Consider the following 16,580-nt stretch of genomic DNA (forward strand, 5'->3'; position numbering starts at 1 on the left):
ATGGCTCACTTCGACTGCTGGATCCTACGGACCAGGGACCGCGGCCAGTCAGCGAGCGGCACCCCGAGGTGCAGACTGGGTGCGAGCCCGGATCCGACGAGGTTCAGGAACTCCTGGACTTCGGTCGCAGACGTCAGCTTCCGCGCGAGAACCTGCGCCTCACGCTCGTACTCGGCTCGTGCTTCGGCACCGAGATCGTCGAACACCGACGCGTAGGCGGCCTCAGCGTCCTCGTGATCCAGGTCCCAGTCGTAGTTGAACACGGCTCCGAGGAGATTCCGGACGTGCGGGACCTCTGCGATGAGTGCCCGTCGCTCGACGTCGTTCACTTCTCCACCGTCGCCTTCGGATAGCTGGTGATGACCCGGTACGGCGGCTCGCCGCCCGGGGTCCAGCGAAGCACGACGCGAACCACGGTGTCGTCGTTCATCGGCGGGACCCGACCTGGTTCGTATCCGCGGCCCACGACGCGATCCGCCGGCCAGTCGAATCCTTCGGTCGATGTCGGCTTGCCCGTTCCCTGGTCCGAGCGCAACCACTCCTGGATTGCACCGTGGTTGAAGTCCAGGTTGTTCGCGACCAGCCGGTCGACGTCAGCTCGGACTGCGGGTGGCGACCCAGACCCGCCGACCGGAGGCCCGCCTGCAGTCCGTCACGCAGGCCGCGCAGGTCTTCGACCGTGACCACGACACGGAGGGTCTCGAACACCGACCGCGGGCCGCGCTCGACGACGAGCAGCCCGCCGACGCCCCGGTCGGCACCGCCGACGACGAACGTCGTCGGCGCGGGGGAACGACGTTCAGCGACCTCGGTCAGGGCCGCCGGGGTGAGCGGCGCGTCGCCCTCGTACCGCGACCACGACGGTCGTCGGCCGAGGGCCGCGAGGAAGCGTTCCGACGCGGGCCCGAGCAGGGTGCGCGGCGACGGAGCGTGCTCGACCGTCAGGTCGACGTGGAGGAGGTCACCGACCGGCGCGCCCGCGTCCCCCGCTGCCGCCGCCGCCGGCCGCCACCGCCACCCGTGCTCCGCGAGCAGGTGGAGCGCGGGCCACGACAGCACTGCGCCCGGTGGGGTCTCGACGACGCGTTCCCCGCGGTGTCCCAGCCGAGCCGCGAACGCGGCGTCCGCGCGGACGATCGTCATCGTGCTCTCCCCCGTCGGGCCACGGTCCGTGGTCCCGCGATCAGCCTACGCAGCCCGCCGTCACCCTCGGACACCTCCATCGGGCTGGTGCCAGGATGGGGACATGAACGACCGCGCCGGCACCCCCGCGACCGCAGACGACCTCGTCGACCTCGACGCCCTCCTGGCGGCCTACCACGAGCGCGTCCCGGACGTGTCGATCCCCGAGCAGAAGGTGGTCTTCGGCACCTCGGGTCACCGGGGCTCCTCGCTCGACACCGCGTTCAACGACACCCACATCGCCGCCATCACGCAGGCGATCGTCGAGTACCGGACGCAGCAGGGCACCGACGGGCCGCTCTTCATCGGCCGCGACACGCACGCCCTGTCCGCCCCCGCCGAGCAGACCGCGCTGCAGGTGCTCGCCGCGAACGGCGTCCGGGTCCTCGCCGACGCCCAGGACGGCTTCGTCCCGACGCCCGCGCTGAGCCACGCGATCATCGCGTACAACCGGGCGGGCAACACCGACACCGCGGACGGCATCGTCATCACGCCGAGCCACAACCCGCCCCGCGACGGCGGCTTCAAGTACAACCCGCCGCACGGTGGCCCGGCCGACAGCGACGCGACGTCCTGGATCGCCGACCGCGCGAACGCGATCATCGCCGGCGGCAACGCCGAGGTGCGACGGCAGGACGCGACCACGGCGGAGGGCTACGACTACCTCGGCTCGTACGTCGCCGACCTCGAGCACATCATCGACATCGACGCGATCAAGCGCGCCGGGGTGCGGATCGGCGCGGACCCGCTCGGCGGCGCCTCGCTGCCGTACTGGGAGCGCATCCGCGACCACTACGGGCTCGACCTGACCGTCGTGAACCCTGAGGTCGACCCCCGGTGGGCGTTCATGACGCTCGACTGGGACGGCAAGATCCGGATGGACCCGTCGAGCGCGAGCGCCATGGCGTCCGTGGTGGCCCGCAAGGACGAGTTCGACGTCCTGACCGGCAACGACGCCGACTCCGACCGCCACGGCATCGTCACGCCCGACGGCGGCCTGATGAACCCGAACCACTACCTCGCCGTCGCGATCGAGTACCTGTACGCGCACCGGCCCGAGTGGCGTGACGACGCGGCGATCGGCAAGACCCTGGTGTCGTCGAGCATCATCGACCGGGTCGCCGAGTCGCTGGGTCGGCGCCTGTGGGAGGTCCCGGTCGGCTTCAAGTGGTTCGTCCCGGGTCTGATCGACGGCTCGGTGGCGTTCGGTGGCGAGGAGTCCGCCGGGGCGTCGTTCCTGCGCAAGGACGGCACCGCGTGGACGACCGACAAGGACGGCATCATCCTGGCGCTGCTCGCGTCGGAGATCATCGCCGTGACGGGCAAGACGCCCTCGCAGCTCTACACGGAGCTGACCGAGCGGTTCGGCGCGCCCGTGTACCAGCGCGTCGACGCCGCGGCCAGCAAGGAGCAGAAGGCCCGCCTGTCGAAGCTCGACGGGGACGCCATCACGGCCGACACCCTGGCGGGCGACCCGATCACCGCGAAGCTGTCGAAGGCCCCGGGCAACGACGCGGCGGTCGGCGGCGTGAAGGTGGTCACCGACCGGGCGTGGTTCGCCGCGCGCCCGTCCGGCACCGAGGACGTCTACAAGATCTACGCCGAGAGCTTCGTCGGGCAGGAGCACCTGGAGCAGGTGCAGCGCGAGGCCAAGGAGATCGTGGACGCGGCGCTCGGGGCGTAGTCCCAGCCCGCTGGTCCCCCGGGAGGCGTCGTCGGATCCGTCCGACGGCGCCTCCTCCACATCCCGCAACCACCCTGCCGATGTCCACAGGAACGCCGTCGGTGGGAACAACTGGGTTGCGCCGGTTGTATTTTTGCAGCGAGCGCAACCTTCGATCACCGGGACGGTCGCGCACGCACCAGCACGGGAGACCCGAAGCACATGACCCAGACAGCGACCGCACCTGCGGCTCCCACGACGTCCTCGAACGCCGTGATGAACCACCGGCAGATCCTGCTCGTCATCTACGGACTGATGGCCGGCATGTTCCTCGGTGCCCTCGACCAGACCATCGTCGGCACGGCCATCCGCACGATCGGCGACGACCTGCACGGGCTCGACCAGCAGGCGTGGGTCACGACGGGGTACCTCATCGCCTCGACCGTGACGACCCCGATCTACGGCAAGCTCTCCGACATCTTCGGCCGCCGACCGCTGTTCCTCACCGCGATCGGCATCTTCATCGTCGGGTCGCTCGCCGCGTCGTTCTCGACCTCGATGCTCATGCTCGCCGGGTTCCGCGCACTGCAGGGCCTGGGTGCCGGTGGCCTGATGTCGCTGCCCCTCGCGATCATGGGCGACATGCTCGCCCCGCGCGAGCGTGCGAAGTACCAGGGCTACTTCCTGGCGGTGTTCGGGATCTCGTCCGTCATCGGCCCGCTCGTGGGCGGTCTGTTCGCCGGGGCCTCGCAGATCCTGTTCATCAACGGCTGGCGCTGGGTCTTCCTGATCAACGTGCCCGTGGGGATCGTCGCGCTCGTCATGGTGCTGACGTTCCTGCACCTGCCGAAGTTCGGCGACCGCGGCAAGCCCCGCATCGACTGGTGGGGCGCGATGCTCGTCATCGTCACCCTCGTCCCGCTGCTGCTCATCGCCGAGCAGGGCCGCGAGTGGGGCTGGGACTCCCCCGGCGCCATCGCCTGCTACGCCATCGGCGCGCTCGGGCTCATCGCGTTCGTGATCGTCGAGCGCTCGATGGGCGACGACGCGATCCTGCCCCTCAAGCTCTTCGGCTCGCGGGTGTTCTCGATGGCGGCGGTGCTGAGCGTGCTCGTCGGCTTCGGCATGTTCGGCGCGATGCTGACCATCCCGCTGTACCTGCAGATCGTGAAGGGCGTGACCCCGACGGAGTCCGGCTTCGCCATGCTCCCGATGGTCCTCGGCCTGATGATCGCGTCGATCGCCTCCGGCCAGATCATCTCGCGCACCGGCAAGTACCAGGTGTTCCCGGTCACCGGCACGGCGTTCACCGCGATCGGCTTCACGGTCCTCACCTTCCTGACCGCAGACCGTCCGCTCTGGTTCCTCATGCTCGGCATGTTCGGCATCGGGCTGGGCCTCGGGCAGCTCATGCAGACGCTGACCCTGGCGGCGCAGAACTCGGTGAGCCCCCGGGACATCGGTGTCGCGACGAGCGCGGCGACGTTCTTCCGGCAGATCGGCGGCACCATGGGCACCGCGGTGCTCCTGTCCGTCCTGTTCACGCTGATGCCGACGAACATCACCGGCGCGATGCAGAACGAGTCGACGCTCAAGCCGGCCCTGACCGCCGCCCTCACGCCGTCCGTGGCGAACGCCTCCGAGAACAAGGGCGTGATGGACCAGATCTGGTCGAAGATCGTCCGCCCGGTCCAGCAGAACGTCCAGAGCGGGCTCGACAAGGGGGCCGCCGCGGCCAAGCAGGCAGCGGACCAGGCGGTCACGCAGAAGGTCACCGCGGCCGTCCAGCAGCAGGTCGCCGCCGGCGCCCTACCCGCATCGGCCGCCGACAGCGTCATCGCCCAGCAGGTCGCGGCCGCGAAGCCGCAGGCCGAGCAGCAGGCGCTCGAGACGGTCGCGTCCAAGGCGAACGCCGAGGTCGTCGACGGCACGGTCCAGGTCGACTACAGCAACGCCGACCAGCGCAGCGCCGTGGTGGACGAGGTCGCCCCGAAACTCGTCGACCAGCTGAAGAAGGGCGACACGGCGGCGAGCTCGGGAGCCGGATCGGCCACGAGCGACACCTCGTTCCTGAACGGCGCCGACCCGCGGCTCACCCGTCCGTTCCTCGTCGGGTTCAGCAGCTCGGCCGTCGTCGTCTACTGGGTCGGCCTCGCGGTCATCCTGCTCGCGTTCGTCCTGACCTGGTTCTTCCGCGTCCCGCCGCTCCGCAAGGTGTCCGCCCTGCAGGAGCAGGCGAACGCCGCCAAGGGCGCCGCCGGCGGGAACGGCACCGACCAGCTGTCCGCCGACGCCCAGCGCGCGGCCGCGAACACGGGCTCGCTCGTGTCCCCGGACACCGGTTCGATGCGGACCGTGCCCGTGTCGCCGGACGTCGCGGCGAGCCCGCAGCCCCGGAGCGCCACCTCGGCCGTCGGAGCGGGGGCGACCGGCGGGACGGCCACCGCGGTCGCGGACCGGGCGACCGACACGCGTGCACCGCTGCCGGACGCGACGACGCACGGTGCGCACGCCGCGGCGGCCCCGGTCGACGAGCCGGCCGCCACCACGGGGACCATCCGCACCCACCCGGCCCACGCGGCGGCCGGGACCGACGAGGCGGACGCGAGCCGCGCCTCCCGTCCGACCGCCCCGGCGGAACCGCAGACGGGACCGCACCCGACCCACGGACGCCACTCGGCGTAGCGGTCCAGGGGACGGCACGAGGGGCGGGTGCGACGCGACGGCGTCGGACCCGCCCCTCGGTCGTCAGCCCTCGGTGCCCTGCTGCTCCACCGACGCACCGGGCAGTCGCCGGCGCATGACGTCGACCGCGACCGGGTTGTGGTCGACCAGGACGAAGCGCCGACCGAGCGCGTGGGCGACGGCGCCGAGCGTGCCGCTGCCGGCGAAGGAGTCGAGGACCCAGTCGCCCTCTCGTGAGGACGCCTGCACCATCCGGCGGAGCACCCCCTCGGGCTTCTGCGTCGGGTAGCCGGTCTTCTCGCTCCCGGTCGGCGACACGATCGTGTGCCACCAGACGTCCGTCGGGAGCTTCCCGCGCTCGCGCTTCTCCGGGGTGACGAGTCCCGGCGCCATGTACGGCTCGCGGTCGACGGCCTCGGAGTCGAACCAGTACCGCTCGGGGTCCTTCACGTAGACCAGGATCGTGTCGTGCTTGGTCGGCCAGCGCGACCGGGACTTCGCGCCGAAGTCGTACGCCCAGATGATCTCGTTGAGGAACGCGTCGCGGCCGAACAGCGCGTCGAGCAGGACCTTGGCGTAGTGGGCCTCGCGGTAGTCGAGGTGCAGGTAGAGGGTGCCGTCGTCCGCGAGCAGGCGCCAGGCCTCGAGCAACCGCGGCTCGAGGAACGACCAGTAGTCCTCGAACCGGTCGTCGAAGCGCATCAGGTCGCCGCGGACCCGCTCGTACGTGCGACCCCGGAAGCCCGTGATCGTGGACGGTGATCCGGTGTCCCGCTGCACGGCGGTCACGGCGTGCCGACGCTGCTTCCGGCCGGTGTTGAACGGCGGGTCGAGGTAGACGACCGTGAACGCCCCGTCGGGCAGGGTCGGCGTGACGTCGAGGTTCTCGCCGAGCACGACCAGGTCGGGGCTGCGGTCGTCGATGGTGCGCACCGGACCATCCTCCCCGACCCGAGGCGGGCGCCGATGCCGTGGGTCGGCGCTCGGCGGCGGCGCCGAGCGTCGGTGCCCGCGCCGGTCAGGAGTTCGCGGCGTACCCCGGCTGGTCGGAGGCCGTCCGGCACGTCACCGCGCCGGCGTGCACGTCGGCTGCGTGCTCCGTCCCCCCGACGAACACGTCGGTGACCTTCCCGGCGTGCAGCGGGGTGACGACGGCGACGTCGTGCGGCTTCGTCAGGGACCCGACCGCGGCGTCGACGGTGAACTGCACGGCTGCGGCGGCGCAGTCCGCGGAGGGCGTGACGGCGAACGCCACGCAGTCCTCCTCGTCGCACCCGGCGGGCACGTCGGCGTCGGCCACCGTCGTGTCCTCGTGCTGGGTCGCCGTCACGCGGTCGCCGTCGGTCTCGTCGCCGGTCGCACAGGTCACGTCGCCGATGTCCGAGGCTTCTTCGTCGTAGTTCTCGACCAGGACCAGCGGGACGCCCTTCGTCAGGGTGACCGTGCGCTCCTCGATGCGGCTCGGCTGGTCGTCGTCCGCCGAGGCGAAGAACCCGACCGTGACGATCGCCGTGCAGCTGTGGTCGCTCGTGATCTCCCACGGGTCGCAGGTGGTGGTGCCCGGGGTCATGTCGCAGGTGGCCTCCCACTCGTCGTCGGCGGCCAGCCAGTACGTCTTGATGCTGCCGTCGTCGGACGCCCAGCCGGGCTGCGGGGCATCGTCCCCGCCCGACGGGTCGTCCGCGGACGGGCCGCTGCCGTCCGTGCTGGACGCGGCGGACAGCTCCTGCCCGACGGAGTCGACGGCGGGGACCGCGGCGACGACGGCACCGCCGAGCAGCACGAGCGCCGCGACGCCCGCGGTGACACCGGCGAGCACGTGCTGCGCCCGCGGGATCGCCCGAGAGGGTGTGCCCTCGTGGAAGGGACGAGCAGACGGAACGGTCCAGGCGTCCGCGTCCCAGGCAGCGAGCGCCTCGTCCGGCGCCACGTCGGGGTGTGTCTGCGCGACCCGCGGCGGCAGCTCCCCGGCGCGGCGGGCGGCTGACCATGCACGGACCTCGGCCACGGCCTCGCTGATGCGGTCGCCGTAGCGGACGACACCGACCACCCACAGGGCGGCACCGGCAACCAGGGTCGGGAGTGCGAAGACCGCGGGCAGGCCGAGCGCCCAGAGGACGACGGCGACGACGAACGACGCGACGGTCACCGCGGCGCCCACGGACAGCAGCACCAGCGCGGACCGGGGCACGCGACGGCGCAGCGCCCGGGTCGGCACCCAGAACGTCCAGCGCGCCGGGGCCGGGGGCACGTCCGCGGCGGGGCTCCACCCGGCGGTGGGTTCGGCGCCCTGGAAGAGCTCGACCCACTCGGGCGAGGGCGTGGGCCACCCGGGCGGGGTCCGGAAGCGCAGGGGCGGTGTCTGGTCGTGCACGAGGTGACAGTAGTGCGTTCCGGGAGCGGTCACAGCCCCGCGTTCGGGGATCGGCGGGAGCACTGCGCGGGACCGCAGCCGGAACGTGGTCAGGGCCGGGGCGTAGCGTCGCCCGCATGGCATCACCCGAGGTCCGGAACGACACCGACGCGCAGCAGTACTCCCTGGTCGAGGACGGCGAGGTGATCGGGTTCGCCGCGTACGAGGTGGAGGGCGACGAGATCCGCTTCACCCACACCGAGGTCGACCCGGCACACCGAGGTGGTGGTCACGCGTCGATCCTCGTCCAGCACGCGCTGGACGACGTGCGCGAGGGCACACGACGGGTCGTCCCGCTGTGCAGCTACGTCAAGGCCTGGATCGAGCGGCACCCGGACTACCAAGAGCTGACGACCCGCTAGTCGGGGTCAGTAGCTGCGGTCGAGCGTGCCCGGACGGGCCTCGTGCCGTCCGGTGTCCCCGACCGCGGGGACCTTGATGAGCACGCTGCCGCTGAGCAGGTCGTGGTCGTCGTTGGCCGGCGTCGGGGCTTCCCGGGGCAGGCGTGACTGCCGTTCGTACTCGGCCTGGGACTCGTGCCGTGTCGGCGCGAAGACCTCGTCCATCATCGAGATGACGCCGCCGGATCCGCCCGAGCGAGTGGCCTTGTTCGACAGGTCGATCCACCCCAGGCGATCGGCGATCCACATCACGACGACCGCTGCGGCCACCGCCCCCATGAGGATCAACCAGTTCACGTGCCCGACGGTACGTCAGCCGGGCGGGTGACACCTCCGCCGCGCGGATGATCCCGTGGATTGGACGGACGATCAGGGGACCCGCTCGAGCCACTCCCGCGTGTCGAACTTCGTGCGCACGAGCTCCTGCGCCCGGGCCCGCTCGGCCTCGGTCACGTGTCCCTCGTGCGCCCCGTACAGCTTCGTGAAGGTGCCGATCAACCGGTCGATGATCTCGGCGCGCGTCAGCCCGGTCTGCGAGCGAAGCGGGTCGACCCGCTTCGCCGCCGAGGTCGTGCCCTTGTCGCTCATCTTCTCGCGCCCGATCCGCAGGACCTCGACCATCTTCTGGCCGTCCATGTCGTAGCTCATCGTGGCGTGGTGGAGCAGCGCACCGGTGCCGAGGCGCTTCTGCGCCGCCCCGCCGATCTTGCCCTTCGTCGAGGTGATGTCGTTGAGCGGCTGGTAGTACGCCTCGATGCCGAGCGACTTCAGCGCCTCGATCACCCACTCGTCCAGGTAGGCGTACGAATCCGCGAAGGTCATGCCCTGCACGAGGTCGGTCGGGACGTAGAGCGAGTACGAGATGATCGCGCCGGCGTCCATGAACATCGCCCCGCCGCCGGAGATCCGTCGGACGACCTGCACGCCGTACTTCTCGGCGCCGGCGGGGTCGACCTCGTTCTTCAGGGACTGGAACGACCCGATCACGACCGCGGGCTGGTCCCACTCCCAGATGCGCAGGGTCGGGCCGCGGCGTCCGGCGCCGACCTCCTCGGTCAGGACCTGGTCGAGCGCGAGGTGCTCGTTCGGGCTGATCGGTCCCTCGTGGACGATCTCCCAGTCGTACTCCTGCCACGTCGAGGCCCGTGAGAGCGCGCGTCGGACGGCCACACCCACGGACTCGGGCGTGAAGCCGAGCAGGACGGCGTCCTCGGGCAGCGCGCCGCGGACCGCGGCGGCGATGCCGGCCGCGTCGGTGGTCGCGGGCAGGCCGCTCACGGCCTGGTCGATCAACGGGAGGGCGTCGTCGGGTTCGAGGAAGAAGTCGCCCGCCAGGCGGAACTCCTGGATGCTCCCGTCGACGACCTCGAGGTCGACGACGACCAGCTTGCCTCCGGGGACCTTGTACTCACCGTGCACGGGTCGAGCCTACGCCCGCCACGAGTCGGACTGGAGGATCGTGGCGGGCCCCGCCGCGATCCTCCCGTCCGTCATCGGCGTCGCGTCAGCGACCCACGTGCCGGTCGAGCCACGCGACCAGGTCGGCGACCACCTCGTCCCGGTTCGTCTCGTTGTAGACCTCGTGCCGCGCCCCCTCGTAGACGTGCACCTGCACGTCCGACAGTCCGCCGCGGCGGCGGTACGCCTGCGCGAGCCGCTCGACGGAGCGGGGGCCGCCGAGCGTGTCCTCGGACCCGACCTGCAGCAGCACCGGCAGGTCGTGCGGGATGCGGCGCCGCGGGACCCCGAGCAGCCGGAGGGTGTCGCGGAGGCCGAAGAGCTGCAGCACGTCCGCCTCGACCGCGAGCGGGTCCGCCGCGATCGCCTCGATGATCGCCCGGTCGCGGCTGATCCACTCGTAGCGCGTCGGGCCGGAGCCCGCGTGCCGGGCGTTCAGGTCGCCGCTGTTCATCCAGCCGGGCAGGCGGTACGCCGTGGCGGAGAGCACCACCCCGTCGTACGCGGCGGACGAGGTGTTCACGATCCGCTGCGCCATGAGCGAGCCCCACGAGTGCCCGAGCAGCACGAGCGGCAGACCGGGGTCCTGCTCGCGCGCGACCGCGGTCATCTGCTCGACCGCGGCGATCGCGGCCCGCAGCCCACCGGGTCCGAGCCGGCCGAGCTGTGCGTGGTCGCCGTCCCACTGCCCCAGGCCCGTGCGGCCGTGCCCGCGGTGGTCGTTCGCGTGCACGGTCCACCCGGCGCGGACGAGGTCCTGCGCGAGCGCCTCGTACCGGAGCGAGTGCTCGCCGACGCCGTGCGCGATCTGCACGATGCCCCGCGGCCGTCCCGCACGCCACGTGGAGTAGACGATCTCGACGCCGTGCGCGTCGGTGAACGAGGCGTCGCCCCGGGCTGCGGAGAAGGTCGGCACGGGTGCATCCTCGCAGACAGCGCGCACCCCGAGCGTGTTCACCCGGCGTTCACGCAGCGGGTCCCCGGCGGGCCTACCGTCACCGCCATGGACGTCCTCGTCACCGTCGTGCTGGTGATCGTGGTGGCCCTCGTGTTCGACTTCACGAACGGCTTCCACGACACCGCGAACGCCATGGCCACCTCGGTCGCCACCGGAGCCCTGAAGCCCCGGACCGCCGTGCTCATCTCCGCCGTCCTGAACGTGGTCGGCGCCTTCCTGTCCACCGAGGTCGCGAAGACGGTCTCGCAGGGCATCATCCGCGAGGGCCAGGACGGCATCCAGATCAGCCCGACCATGATCTTCGCGGGACTCGTCGGCGCGGTGCTCTGGAACCTCGCCACCTGGTACTTCGGGCTGCCGTCGTCGTCGACGCACGCCCTGTTCGGCGGGCTCATCGGCGCGTCGATCATCGGTGCCGGGCTGCACTCGGTCGACTGGGCCACCGTCGTGTCGAAGGTCGTGCTGCCGGCGCTCCTGTCGCCCGTGATCGCGGGCGTGATCGCCCTCGTCGCGACGTACCTGGCGTACACGCTCACGAAGAACGCGACCACGCACGGCGCCGCCACGGGCTTCCGGCACGGGCAGACGATCTCGGCGTCGCTGGTGTCGCTCGCGCACGGCACGAACGATGCGCAGAAGACGATGGGCGTCATCACGCTGACCCTGATCGCCGCGAACTACCAGCCGTCCGGCACCGGTCCGGCGCTCTGGGTGATCCTGGCGTGCGGGTTGGCGATCGGTCTCGGCACCTACACGGGCGGCTGGCGGATCATGCGCACGGTCGGCAAGAAGATCTCCGACGTGCAGTCCCCGCAGGGCTTCGCTGCCGAGACGAGCTCCGCGGCGACGATCCTGGTGTCGTCGCACCTCGGGTTCGCGCTCTCGACGACGCACGTCACGAGCGGCTCGGTCATCGGCTCCGGCCTCGGCAAGAAGCTCGCCGACGTGCACTGGTCGGTGGTCGGCCGGATCGTCGTGGCGTGGGTGATCACGCTCCCCGCCGCCGCGGTCGTCGGTGCCCTGGCGACCCTGGTGGCCTCGACGAGCACGATCGGCCTGGTGGTCGTCGCGGTGCTCGCCCTGGTCGGGGGCCTCGGCTTCTTCTTCCTCGCGCGGCGGAAGCCGATCACGAAGGACACCGTCAACGACGAGCAGCCGACGGAACCCGCTTCCGCCTCGGTGTCGGCCTAGGGAGCGACCGTGTCCATCGACTTCAGCAGCATCGGGATCGTCGCCGGCGTCGGGTTCGTCGCCGCGGTCGGCGTCGTGCTCGTCTACACGCTCGGCCTGCGACTGCTCGGGACCGGGCAGCCCGTCGACGCCGCCGGCGAGCGCACCGAGTACCGCGACGAGACCCCGCGGTCCGGGCACACGCCACCGGCCGCCCTCGCCGGCGCCGTGGTCTGCTTCGCGGTGTGCGCCGCTGCCGTCCTCTACGGGATCTGGCTGACGATCCCGCAGTTCCACTGAGCCCGCTGAGTCCACTGGGGCGGGGCGGCTGGGAGGATCGTCCGGTGACCTCCCACCGCCTCGATGCCTCGCTCGACACCGCCGTCGACGTCCTCACCGCCGAGCGCGCCCCCGTGCTCCGCGCCGTGGACGGCGACACCGTCACCGTCCGGACGCTGAGCGCCGCCGGGTACACGAGGCGCCCCGCGTCGCCCGGCGCCGATGCACCGACCCTGCTCGACGCGCGGCGCGGGCACTGCCTGGTCGGCCCGATCGCGGTGACGGGCGCCCGCCCCGGACAGGTCCTGGCCGTGCGGTTCGACGCACTCGTGCCGGACGACTGGGGCTACACCGGGTCCGGTGGGATCGACACGGAACTGAACCGAGCGCTCGGGCTCGCGGACCCGGCGTCCCGCGGTCCCCTGCTCTGGGACGTCGACGCCGCCGCGGGCACCGCGCGCAACCAGCTGGGGCTCGGCGTCCGCACGGCGCCGTTCCTCGGCGTCGTGGGGCTCCCGCCGGAAGCGACCGGGGAGCACTCCACGATCCCGCCGCGGCCCCTCGGCGGCGGCAACGTCGACTGCCGCGAGCTCGTCGCCGGGTCGACGCTGTTCCTGCCGGTCACCGTGCCGGACGCGATGCTGTCCGTCGGCGACGGCCACGCCGCGCAGGGCGACGGCGAGGTGTCCGGTACCGCGGTCGAGTGCGGGATGACGACCACGATGACGCTGTCGCTCGTCGACGAGGTCCCGGTCGCCGGCATCCACGCGGACACCCCTGCTGGACGGATCACCTTCGGGTTCGACGCGGACCTGAACGCCGCGACGACGACGGCGCTCGACGGGATGGTCGACTGGATCGCCGGGCTGTACGACATCTCCCGCGCCCAGGCGCTCGCGATGGCGAGCGTCGCCGTGAGCTTGCGGGTGACCCAGGTCGCGGACCGCACCTGGGGGGTGCACGCCCTGCTCCCCCACGACGCGATCACCGGTCCGGACGCTCACTGACGGCGCGCCCGACAAGCGCTGACGGCGCGTCCGACGCGCGCTGTCGGCGCGTCCGTCACCACACGGTCGGACGGGAGGCGCGGGTCAGGTCGGCGGACCCGCGCACCCGACCCGTGCCTCCAGTCCGGCGATTCGAGCCCATCGCGCCTGTCATGGGAGATCGATCCGCGCGTTGGGTGGCAGAAGTTCCGACGTCCGATGCGCGATTCGTCCTCCGACGGGCGGAACGGCATCCCACGCGCGGATCGACCTCGGGGCAACCAGTTCGTTCGCTGAACTAATGAGGTAGGCTAACGGCCGTGCCCGATTCCTCCCTCGCCACCGACCTTCGCATCGCCGTGAACCGGCTGTCGCGGACGCTCCGCGCGCAGAAGGCCGACGCGAGCATGCCGGACGCGCACTTCTCCGCACTCGCCCGGCTGCACCGCGAGGGCGCGATGACCCTCGCCGAGCTGAGCCGCCAGGACGGGGTGACACCCCCGTCGATGACGAAGTCCGTCGCTGCGCTCGTCGAACGGGGCCTCGTGTCGAAGTGCGGCCACGGCGACGACCGCCGCAAGGTGCTGCTCTCGGCCACCCCGGCGGGGTCCGCCTTCGTGGAGGAGACCCGACGCCGCCGCGACGACTGGCTCACGCCGAGGCTCGGCGCACTCACCCTCGACGAACGCCGCACCCTGGCCGCCGCCACCGACGTCATGAGGAGGCTGGCCCAGCAGTGACCGCCATGTTCCGTTCCCTGGCCGCCCGCAACTACCGCATCTGGTTCGCCGGCGCGCTCGTGTCCAACGTCGGCACGTGGATGCAGCGCACCGCGCAGGACTGGATCGTCCTCACCGAGCTCTCCGACAACGACGCCGTCGCGGTCGGCATCACGATGGCCCTGCAGTTCGGTCCGCAGCTACTCCTCCTGCCGTTCACCGGACTCGTGGCCGACCGGTTCGACCGGCGGAAGATGCTCATGCTCACCCAGGGCCTGATGGGGGCACTCGGCCTGGGACTCGGCGTCATGGTCCTCACCCACACCGCCACGCTCTGGTCGCTGTACGGCTTCGCGCTCGCGCTCGGCATCGTCGCCGCGTTCGACACCCCGATCCGACAGGCATTCGTCTCCGACGTGGTGCAGGGCGAGCACGTGGCGAACGCCGTCGCGCTGAACTCCGCCTCGTTCAACGCCGCGCGACTGATCGGCCCCGCGGTCGCGGGCGTGCTCATCGCCGCTATCGGCTCGGGATGGGTGTTCGTCATCAACGCCGGCTCGTTCCTGGCGGTCCTCGTCGCGCTGCGGTTCGTCGACCCCGCACAGCTCGCCGACCGACCTCGTGCAGGGCGCGGCAGGGGCCAGATCGTGGCGGGCTTCCGGTACGTCCGGACCCGGCCGGACATCATCGTCGTGCTCTGCATGATCTTCGTCGTCGGTACGTTCGGCGTGAACTTCCCGATCTTCACCTCGACGATGGCGCGCGTCGAGTTCGGCAAGGGCGCCGGTGAGTTCGGCCTGCTCAACTCGGTGATGGCGATCGGCTCGGTCGCCGGTGCGCTCCTCTCCGCCCGGCGGGACCGCCCGAGGATGCGCACGCTCGTGATCGCCTCGGCCGGGTTCGGGCTCGCGTGCACCGCGGCCGCCCTCGCCCCGACCTACTGGTCGTTCGCCGTCGTGCTGGTGTTCGTCGGCCTCGCCTCGCTGACGTTCATGACGACCGCGAACGCCCTCGTCCAGACCACCACGAAGCCGGCGATGCGCGGCCGCGTGATGGCGCTCTACATGGCGATCTTCGCGGGCGGCACCCCCATCGGCGCACCGATCGTCGGCGCCGTCGCGGATGCCTGGGGGCCACGGTGGGCGATCATCGTCGGTGCCGCGTCCGGGTTCGTCGCGCTGGCGATCGCCCTCGTGTGGCTCGTCCGGTGGGAGCGCTTCAGGGTCCGGTACGACGCCGACAACCGCCTGCACCTCGCGATCACGCACGCGATCCCCGTGGTCGGGACGCGCGCGTCGCGCGCCGCGATCCGGCGGGACCTGGAGCGCGACGAGGCGGTCGCGGACCGCTCGAGCGCCGTCTGACCCGCGGGTCCGGCAGGACCCGCGTGCGCTGGTCGCGCTGAGCGGGCAGGACGCGCCGCCCGTCGTCCGCCGAGCGGGCGGAACCGGTCGCCTGCTGCCGCCGAGCGTGACAGGAGTGGCCCGCTCGCGGTGCGGTGACGCGAGGCGGGCCCAGGGACGGGGACAGGGCGGACGGGAGGCGCGTGGCGGGCCCGCACCGTGCCTCCACGCCGTCACCACCCGGCCCCACTGCCGCCGGTCGCGCCGCGAGCGGGCAGGACGCGCCGCCCGTCGTCCGCCGAGCGGGCGGAACTGGTCGCCCGCGGTCGGCGAGCGTGACAGAAGTGGCCCGCTCGCGGAGCGACGGGTGAGCGGCGGGGCCGTCAGCGCGCCGGGACGGCGGCCGCGAACACGCGCTCGTCGAGGGCCGCCACCACGGCGTCGACCGCCGCGGCGAGACGCGCCGTCACCGTGCGCGGCCACGCGTCGGGCTGCTCGGCGTCGGGGTGCTCGAGCGCGGCGCGTGCCCGGCGGAAGGCCTCGACCTCGTCCGCGACGCAGGCCGGCGCGACGTCGGCCAGGCAGTCGTCCGCCCGCTGCGCGAGGAACGCGAGCGACCGCGGACTGTGTCCGTCCCGGAGCAGGAAGCCCGCGACGCTCGCCGGGTCCGTCGCACGGTGGTCGCGGCCTCGTCGGAAGGCCTCGACGGCGCCGCAGGCCCGGAGCGCGGTCGCCCACGAGTGCGGCGCAGCGGTGTCGACGAGGTCCGAGGCGAGGAGCCGCGCGGTGGCCCCGCAGCGCAGGAGCGACCGGCCGAGCGTGAAGAACTCCCACACCTCGTCGCGGCTCGCGTCGCCCTCGACGACCCCGACGGCCAGGGCACTCCGCTCGCGCACCCACGCCAGGAACTCGTGCGCGCGTTCGACCGACACCTTCCGTGGCATCCGGGACCGGGTGACGTCGAGGCAGTCCCAGAGCTCGGTGGGCACGACCTCGCGGGCACGACGGGCGTCGTCCCGGGCCACCGCGACCGCAGACGCCACCGACGCCGGCTCGTGACGGTCGAGCGCGAGCGACTCGATCGTCGCGGCCCGTCCGGCTCGTCCCGGACCCTGGGCGCCGAGCACCGCGCGGAGCGCCGAGGCGACGGCCGGGTCTTCCCCCGCGGCGACGACGTCCGGGCGGACGACGTACACCTCGAGCATCCGGGCGACGACGTCGGCACGCTCGACCGCGGTCCCGACACGGAACACGCTCCCCGCGAGTCGGCTCAGCACGTCGGCTCCTGCATGGGGTGAACCTACTGAGGGGTCGTTGCGCTGG

16 protein-coding genes and 1 pseudogene are annotated in these 16,580 nt (G+C 72.2%); 8 read left to right on the forward strand and 9 right to left on the reverse strand.

Annotated features, from left to right (window positions below; genetic code table 11):
- Window positions 1-5: 5 nt before the first annotated feature.
- From DEU32_RS08680 to DEU32_RS17395, 3 genes and pseudogenes are all read right to left on the reverse strand, one after another.
- The gene (locus DEU32_RS08680) at window positions 6-329 is read right to left on the reverse strand and encodes a contact-dependent growth inhibition system immunity protein (protein ID WP_114850164.1); all 324 of its coding nucleotides are present in this window, start codon (window positions 327-329) and stop codon (window positions 6-8) included.
- Window positions 326-535: an RNase A-like domain-containing protein gene (locus tag DEU32_RS17510; protein WP_229666966.1), complete on the reverse strand. Its 210-nt coding sequence runs from the start codon at window positions 533-535 to the stop codon at window positions 326-328. The genes DEU32_RS08680 and DEU32_RS17510 overlap by 4 nt, the downstream gene beginning before the upstream one ends.
- Window positions 536-651: 116 nt before the next feature.
- Window positions 652-1,143, reverse strand: a pseudogene (locus DEU32_RS17395) (DUF6177 family protein); the annotation flags it as partial.
- A gap of 103 nt (window positions 1,144-1,246) precedes the next feature.
- On the opposite strand from DEU32_RS17395, the gene pgm reads away from it, so the two are divergent.
- Together pgm and DEU32_RS08695 are read left to right on the forward strand one after the other, a co-directional pair.
- The gene (pgm, locus tag DEU32_RS08690; RefSeq protein WP_114850166.1) at window positions 1,247-2,866 is read left to right on the forward strand and encodes a phosphoglucomutase (alpha-D-glucose-1,6-bisphosphate-dependent); all 1,620 of its coding nucleotides are present in this window, start codon (window positions 1,247-1,249) and stop codon (window positions 2,864-2,866) included.
- A 201-nt stretch (window positions 2,867-3,067) separates the two neighbouring features.
- Entirely contained in the window at window positions 3,068-5,530 is a 2,463-nt protein-coding gene (locus tag DEU32_RS08695) for an MDR family MFS transporter (RefSeq protein WP_114850167.1), read from the forward strand.
- A gap of 63 nt (window positions 5,531-5,593) precedes the next feature.
- Here DEU32_RS08695 and DEU32_RS08700 read toward each other — a convergent pair whose 3' ends face one another.
- Window positions 5,594-6,463 (reverse strand): site-specific DNA-methyltransferase, encoded by an 870-nt coding sequence (locus DEU32_RS08700; RefSeq protein WP_114850168.1) that lies wholly within the window; start codon window positions 6,461-6,463, stop codon window positions 5,594-5,596.
- An 85-nt stretch (window positions 6,464-6,548) separates the two neighbouring features.
- Window positions 6,549-7,904, reverse strand: coding sequence for a hypothetical protein (locus DEU32_RS08705; protein WP_114850169.1), 1,356 nt, complete (start codon window positions 7,902-7,904; stop codon window positions 6,549-6,551).
- Window positions 7,905-8,020: 116 nt separating this feature from the next.
- Here DEU32_RS08705 and DEU32_RS08710 point away from each other — a divergent pair, with 116 nt between their 5' ends.
- Complete coding sequence (locus DEU32_RS08710; RefSeq protein ID WP_114850170.1) at window positions 8,021-8,305, forward strand: GNAT family N-acetyltransferase; 285 nt, start codon at window positions 8,021-8,023, stop codon at window positions 8,303-8,305.
- A 6-nt stretch (window positions 8,306-8,311) separates the two neighbouring features.
- On the opposite strand, the gene DEU32_RS08715 is transcribed toward DEU32_RS08710, so the two are convergent.
- From DEU32_RS08715 to DEU32_RS08725, 3 genes are all read right to left on the reverse strand, one after another.
- Window positions 8,312-8,641: a hypothetical protein gene (locus DEU32_RS08715; RefSeq protein ID WP_114850171.1), complete on the reverse strand. Its 330-nt coding sequence runs from the start codon at window positions 8,639-8,641 to the stop codon at window positions 8,312-8,314.
- 72 nt (window positions 8,642-8,713) lie between these two features.
- Window positions 8,714-9,763, reverse strand: a complete 1,050-nt coding sequence (locus DEU32_RS08720; RefSeq protein WP_114850172.1) for a biotin/lipoate A/B protein ligase family protein — start codon at window positions 9,761-9,763, stop codon at window positions 8,714-8,716.
- Between the two features lie 85 nt (window positions 9,764-9,848).
- A complete protein-coding gene (locus tag DEU32_RS08725) occupies window positions 9,849-10,718 on the reverse strand; it encodes an alpha/beta hydrolase (protein ID WP_114850173.1) in 870 nt (289 codons plus the stop codon).
- Between the two features lie 87 nt (window positions 10,719-10,805).
- Between DEU32_RS08725 and DEU32_RS08730 the strand changes: the two genes are divergently transcribed.
- From DEU32_RS08730 to DEU32_RS08750, 5 genes are all read left to right on the forward strand, one after another.
- Window positions 10,806-11,951, forward strand: a complete 1,146-nt coding sequence (locus DEU32_RS08730; protein ID WP_114850174.1) for an inorganic phosphate transporter — start codon at window positions 10,806-10,808, stop codon at window positions 11,949-11,951.
- Between the two features lie 9 nt (window positions 11,952-11,960).
- Window positions 11,961-12,230: a hypothetical protein gene (locus DEU32_RS08735; protein WP_114850175.1), complete on the forward strand. Its 270-nt coding sequence runs from the start codon at window positions 11,961-11,963 to the stop codon at window positions 12,228-12,230.
- Between the two features lie 44 nt (window positions 12,231-12,274).
- Window positions 12,275-13,216: an acetamidase/formamidase family protein gene (locus DEU32_RS08740; protein ID WP_114850176.1), complete on the forward strand. Its 942-nt coding sequence runs from the start codon at window positions 12,275-12,277 to the stop codon at window positions 13,214-13,216.
- Window positions 13,217-13,515: 299 nt separating this feature from the next.
- Complete coding sequence (locus tag DEU32_RS08745) at window positions 13,516-13,935, forward strand: MarR family winged helix-turn-helix transcriptional regulator (protein WP_114850177.1); 420 nt, start codon at window positions 13,516-13,518, stop codon at window positions 13,933-13,935.
- A 5-nt stretch (window positions 13,936-13,940) separates the two neighbouring features.
- Entirely contained in the window at window positions 13,941-15,278 is a 1,338-nt protein-coding gene (locus DEU32_RS08750) for an MFS transporter (RefSeq protein ID WP_114850419.1), read from the forward strand.
- Window positions 15,279-15,640: 362 nt separating this feature from the next.
- Here DEU32_RS08750 and DEU32_RS08755 read toward each other — a convergent pair whose 3' ends face one another.
- On the reverse strand, window positions 15,641-16,534 hold the full coding sequence (locus DEU32_RS08755; RefSeq protein ID WP_114850178.1) for an alpha-E domain-containing protein: 894 nt from the start codon (window positions 16,532-16,534) through the stop codon (window positions 15,641-15,643).
- Window positions 16,535-16,580 lie beyond the last annotated feature (46 nt).

This window comes from Curtobacterium sp. AG1037 (assembly GCF_003349855.1).
Lineage (GTDB): Bacteria > Actinomycetota > Actinomycetes > Actinomycetales > Microbacteriaceae > Curtobacterium > Curtobacterium citreum.

Excerpts from the sequence above, each read along its gene's own strand:
- pgm (WP_114850166.1), top strand. The coding sequence starts at position 1,247 with ATGAACGACCGCGCCGGCACCCCCGCGACCGCAGACGACCTCGTCGAC.
- DEU32_RS08695 (WP_114850167.1), top strand. The coding sequence starts at position 3,068 with ATGACCCAGACAGCGACCGCACCTGCGGCTCCCACGACGTCCTCGAAC.
- DEU32_RS08710 (WP_114850170.1), top strand. The coding sequence starts at position 8,021 with ATGGCATCACCCGAGGTCCGGAACGACACCGACGCGCAGCAGTACTCC.
- DEU32_RS08730 (WP_114850174.1), top strand. The coding sequence starts at position 10,806 with ATGGACGTCCTCGTCACCGTCGTGCTGGTGATCGTGGTGGCCCTCGTG.
- DEU32_RS08750 (WP_114850419.1), top strand. The coding sequence starts at position 13,941 with ATGTTCCGTTCCCTGGCCGCCCGCAACTACCGCATCTGGTTCGCCGGC.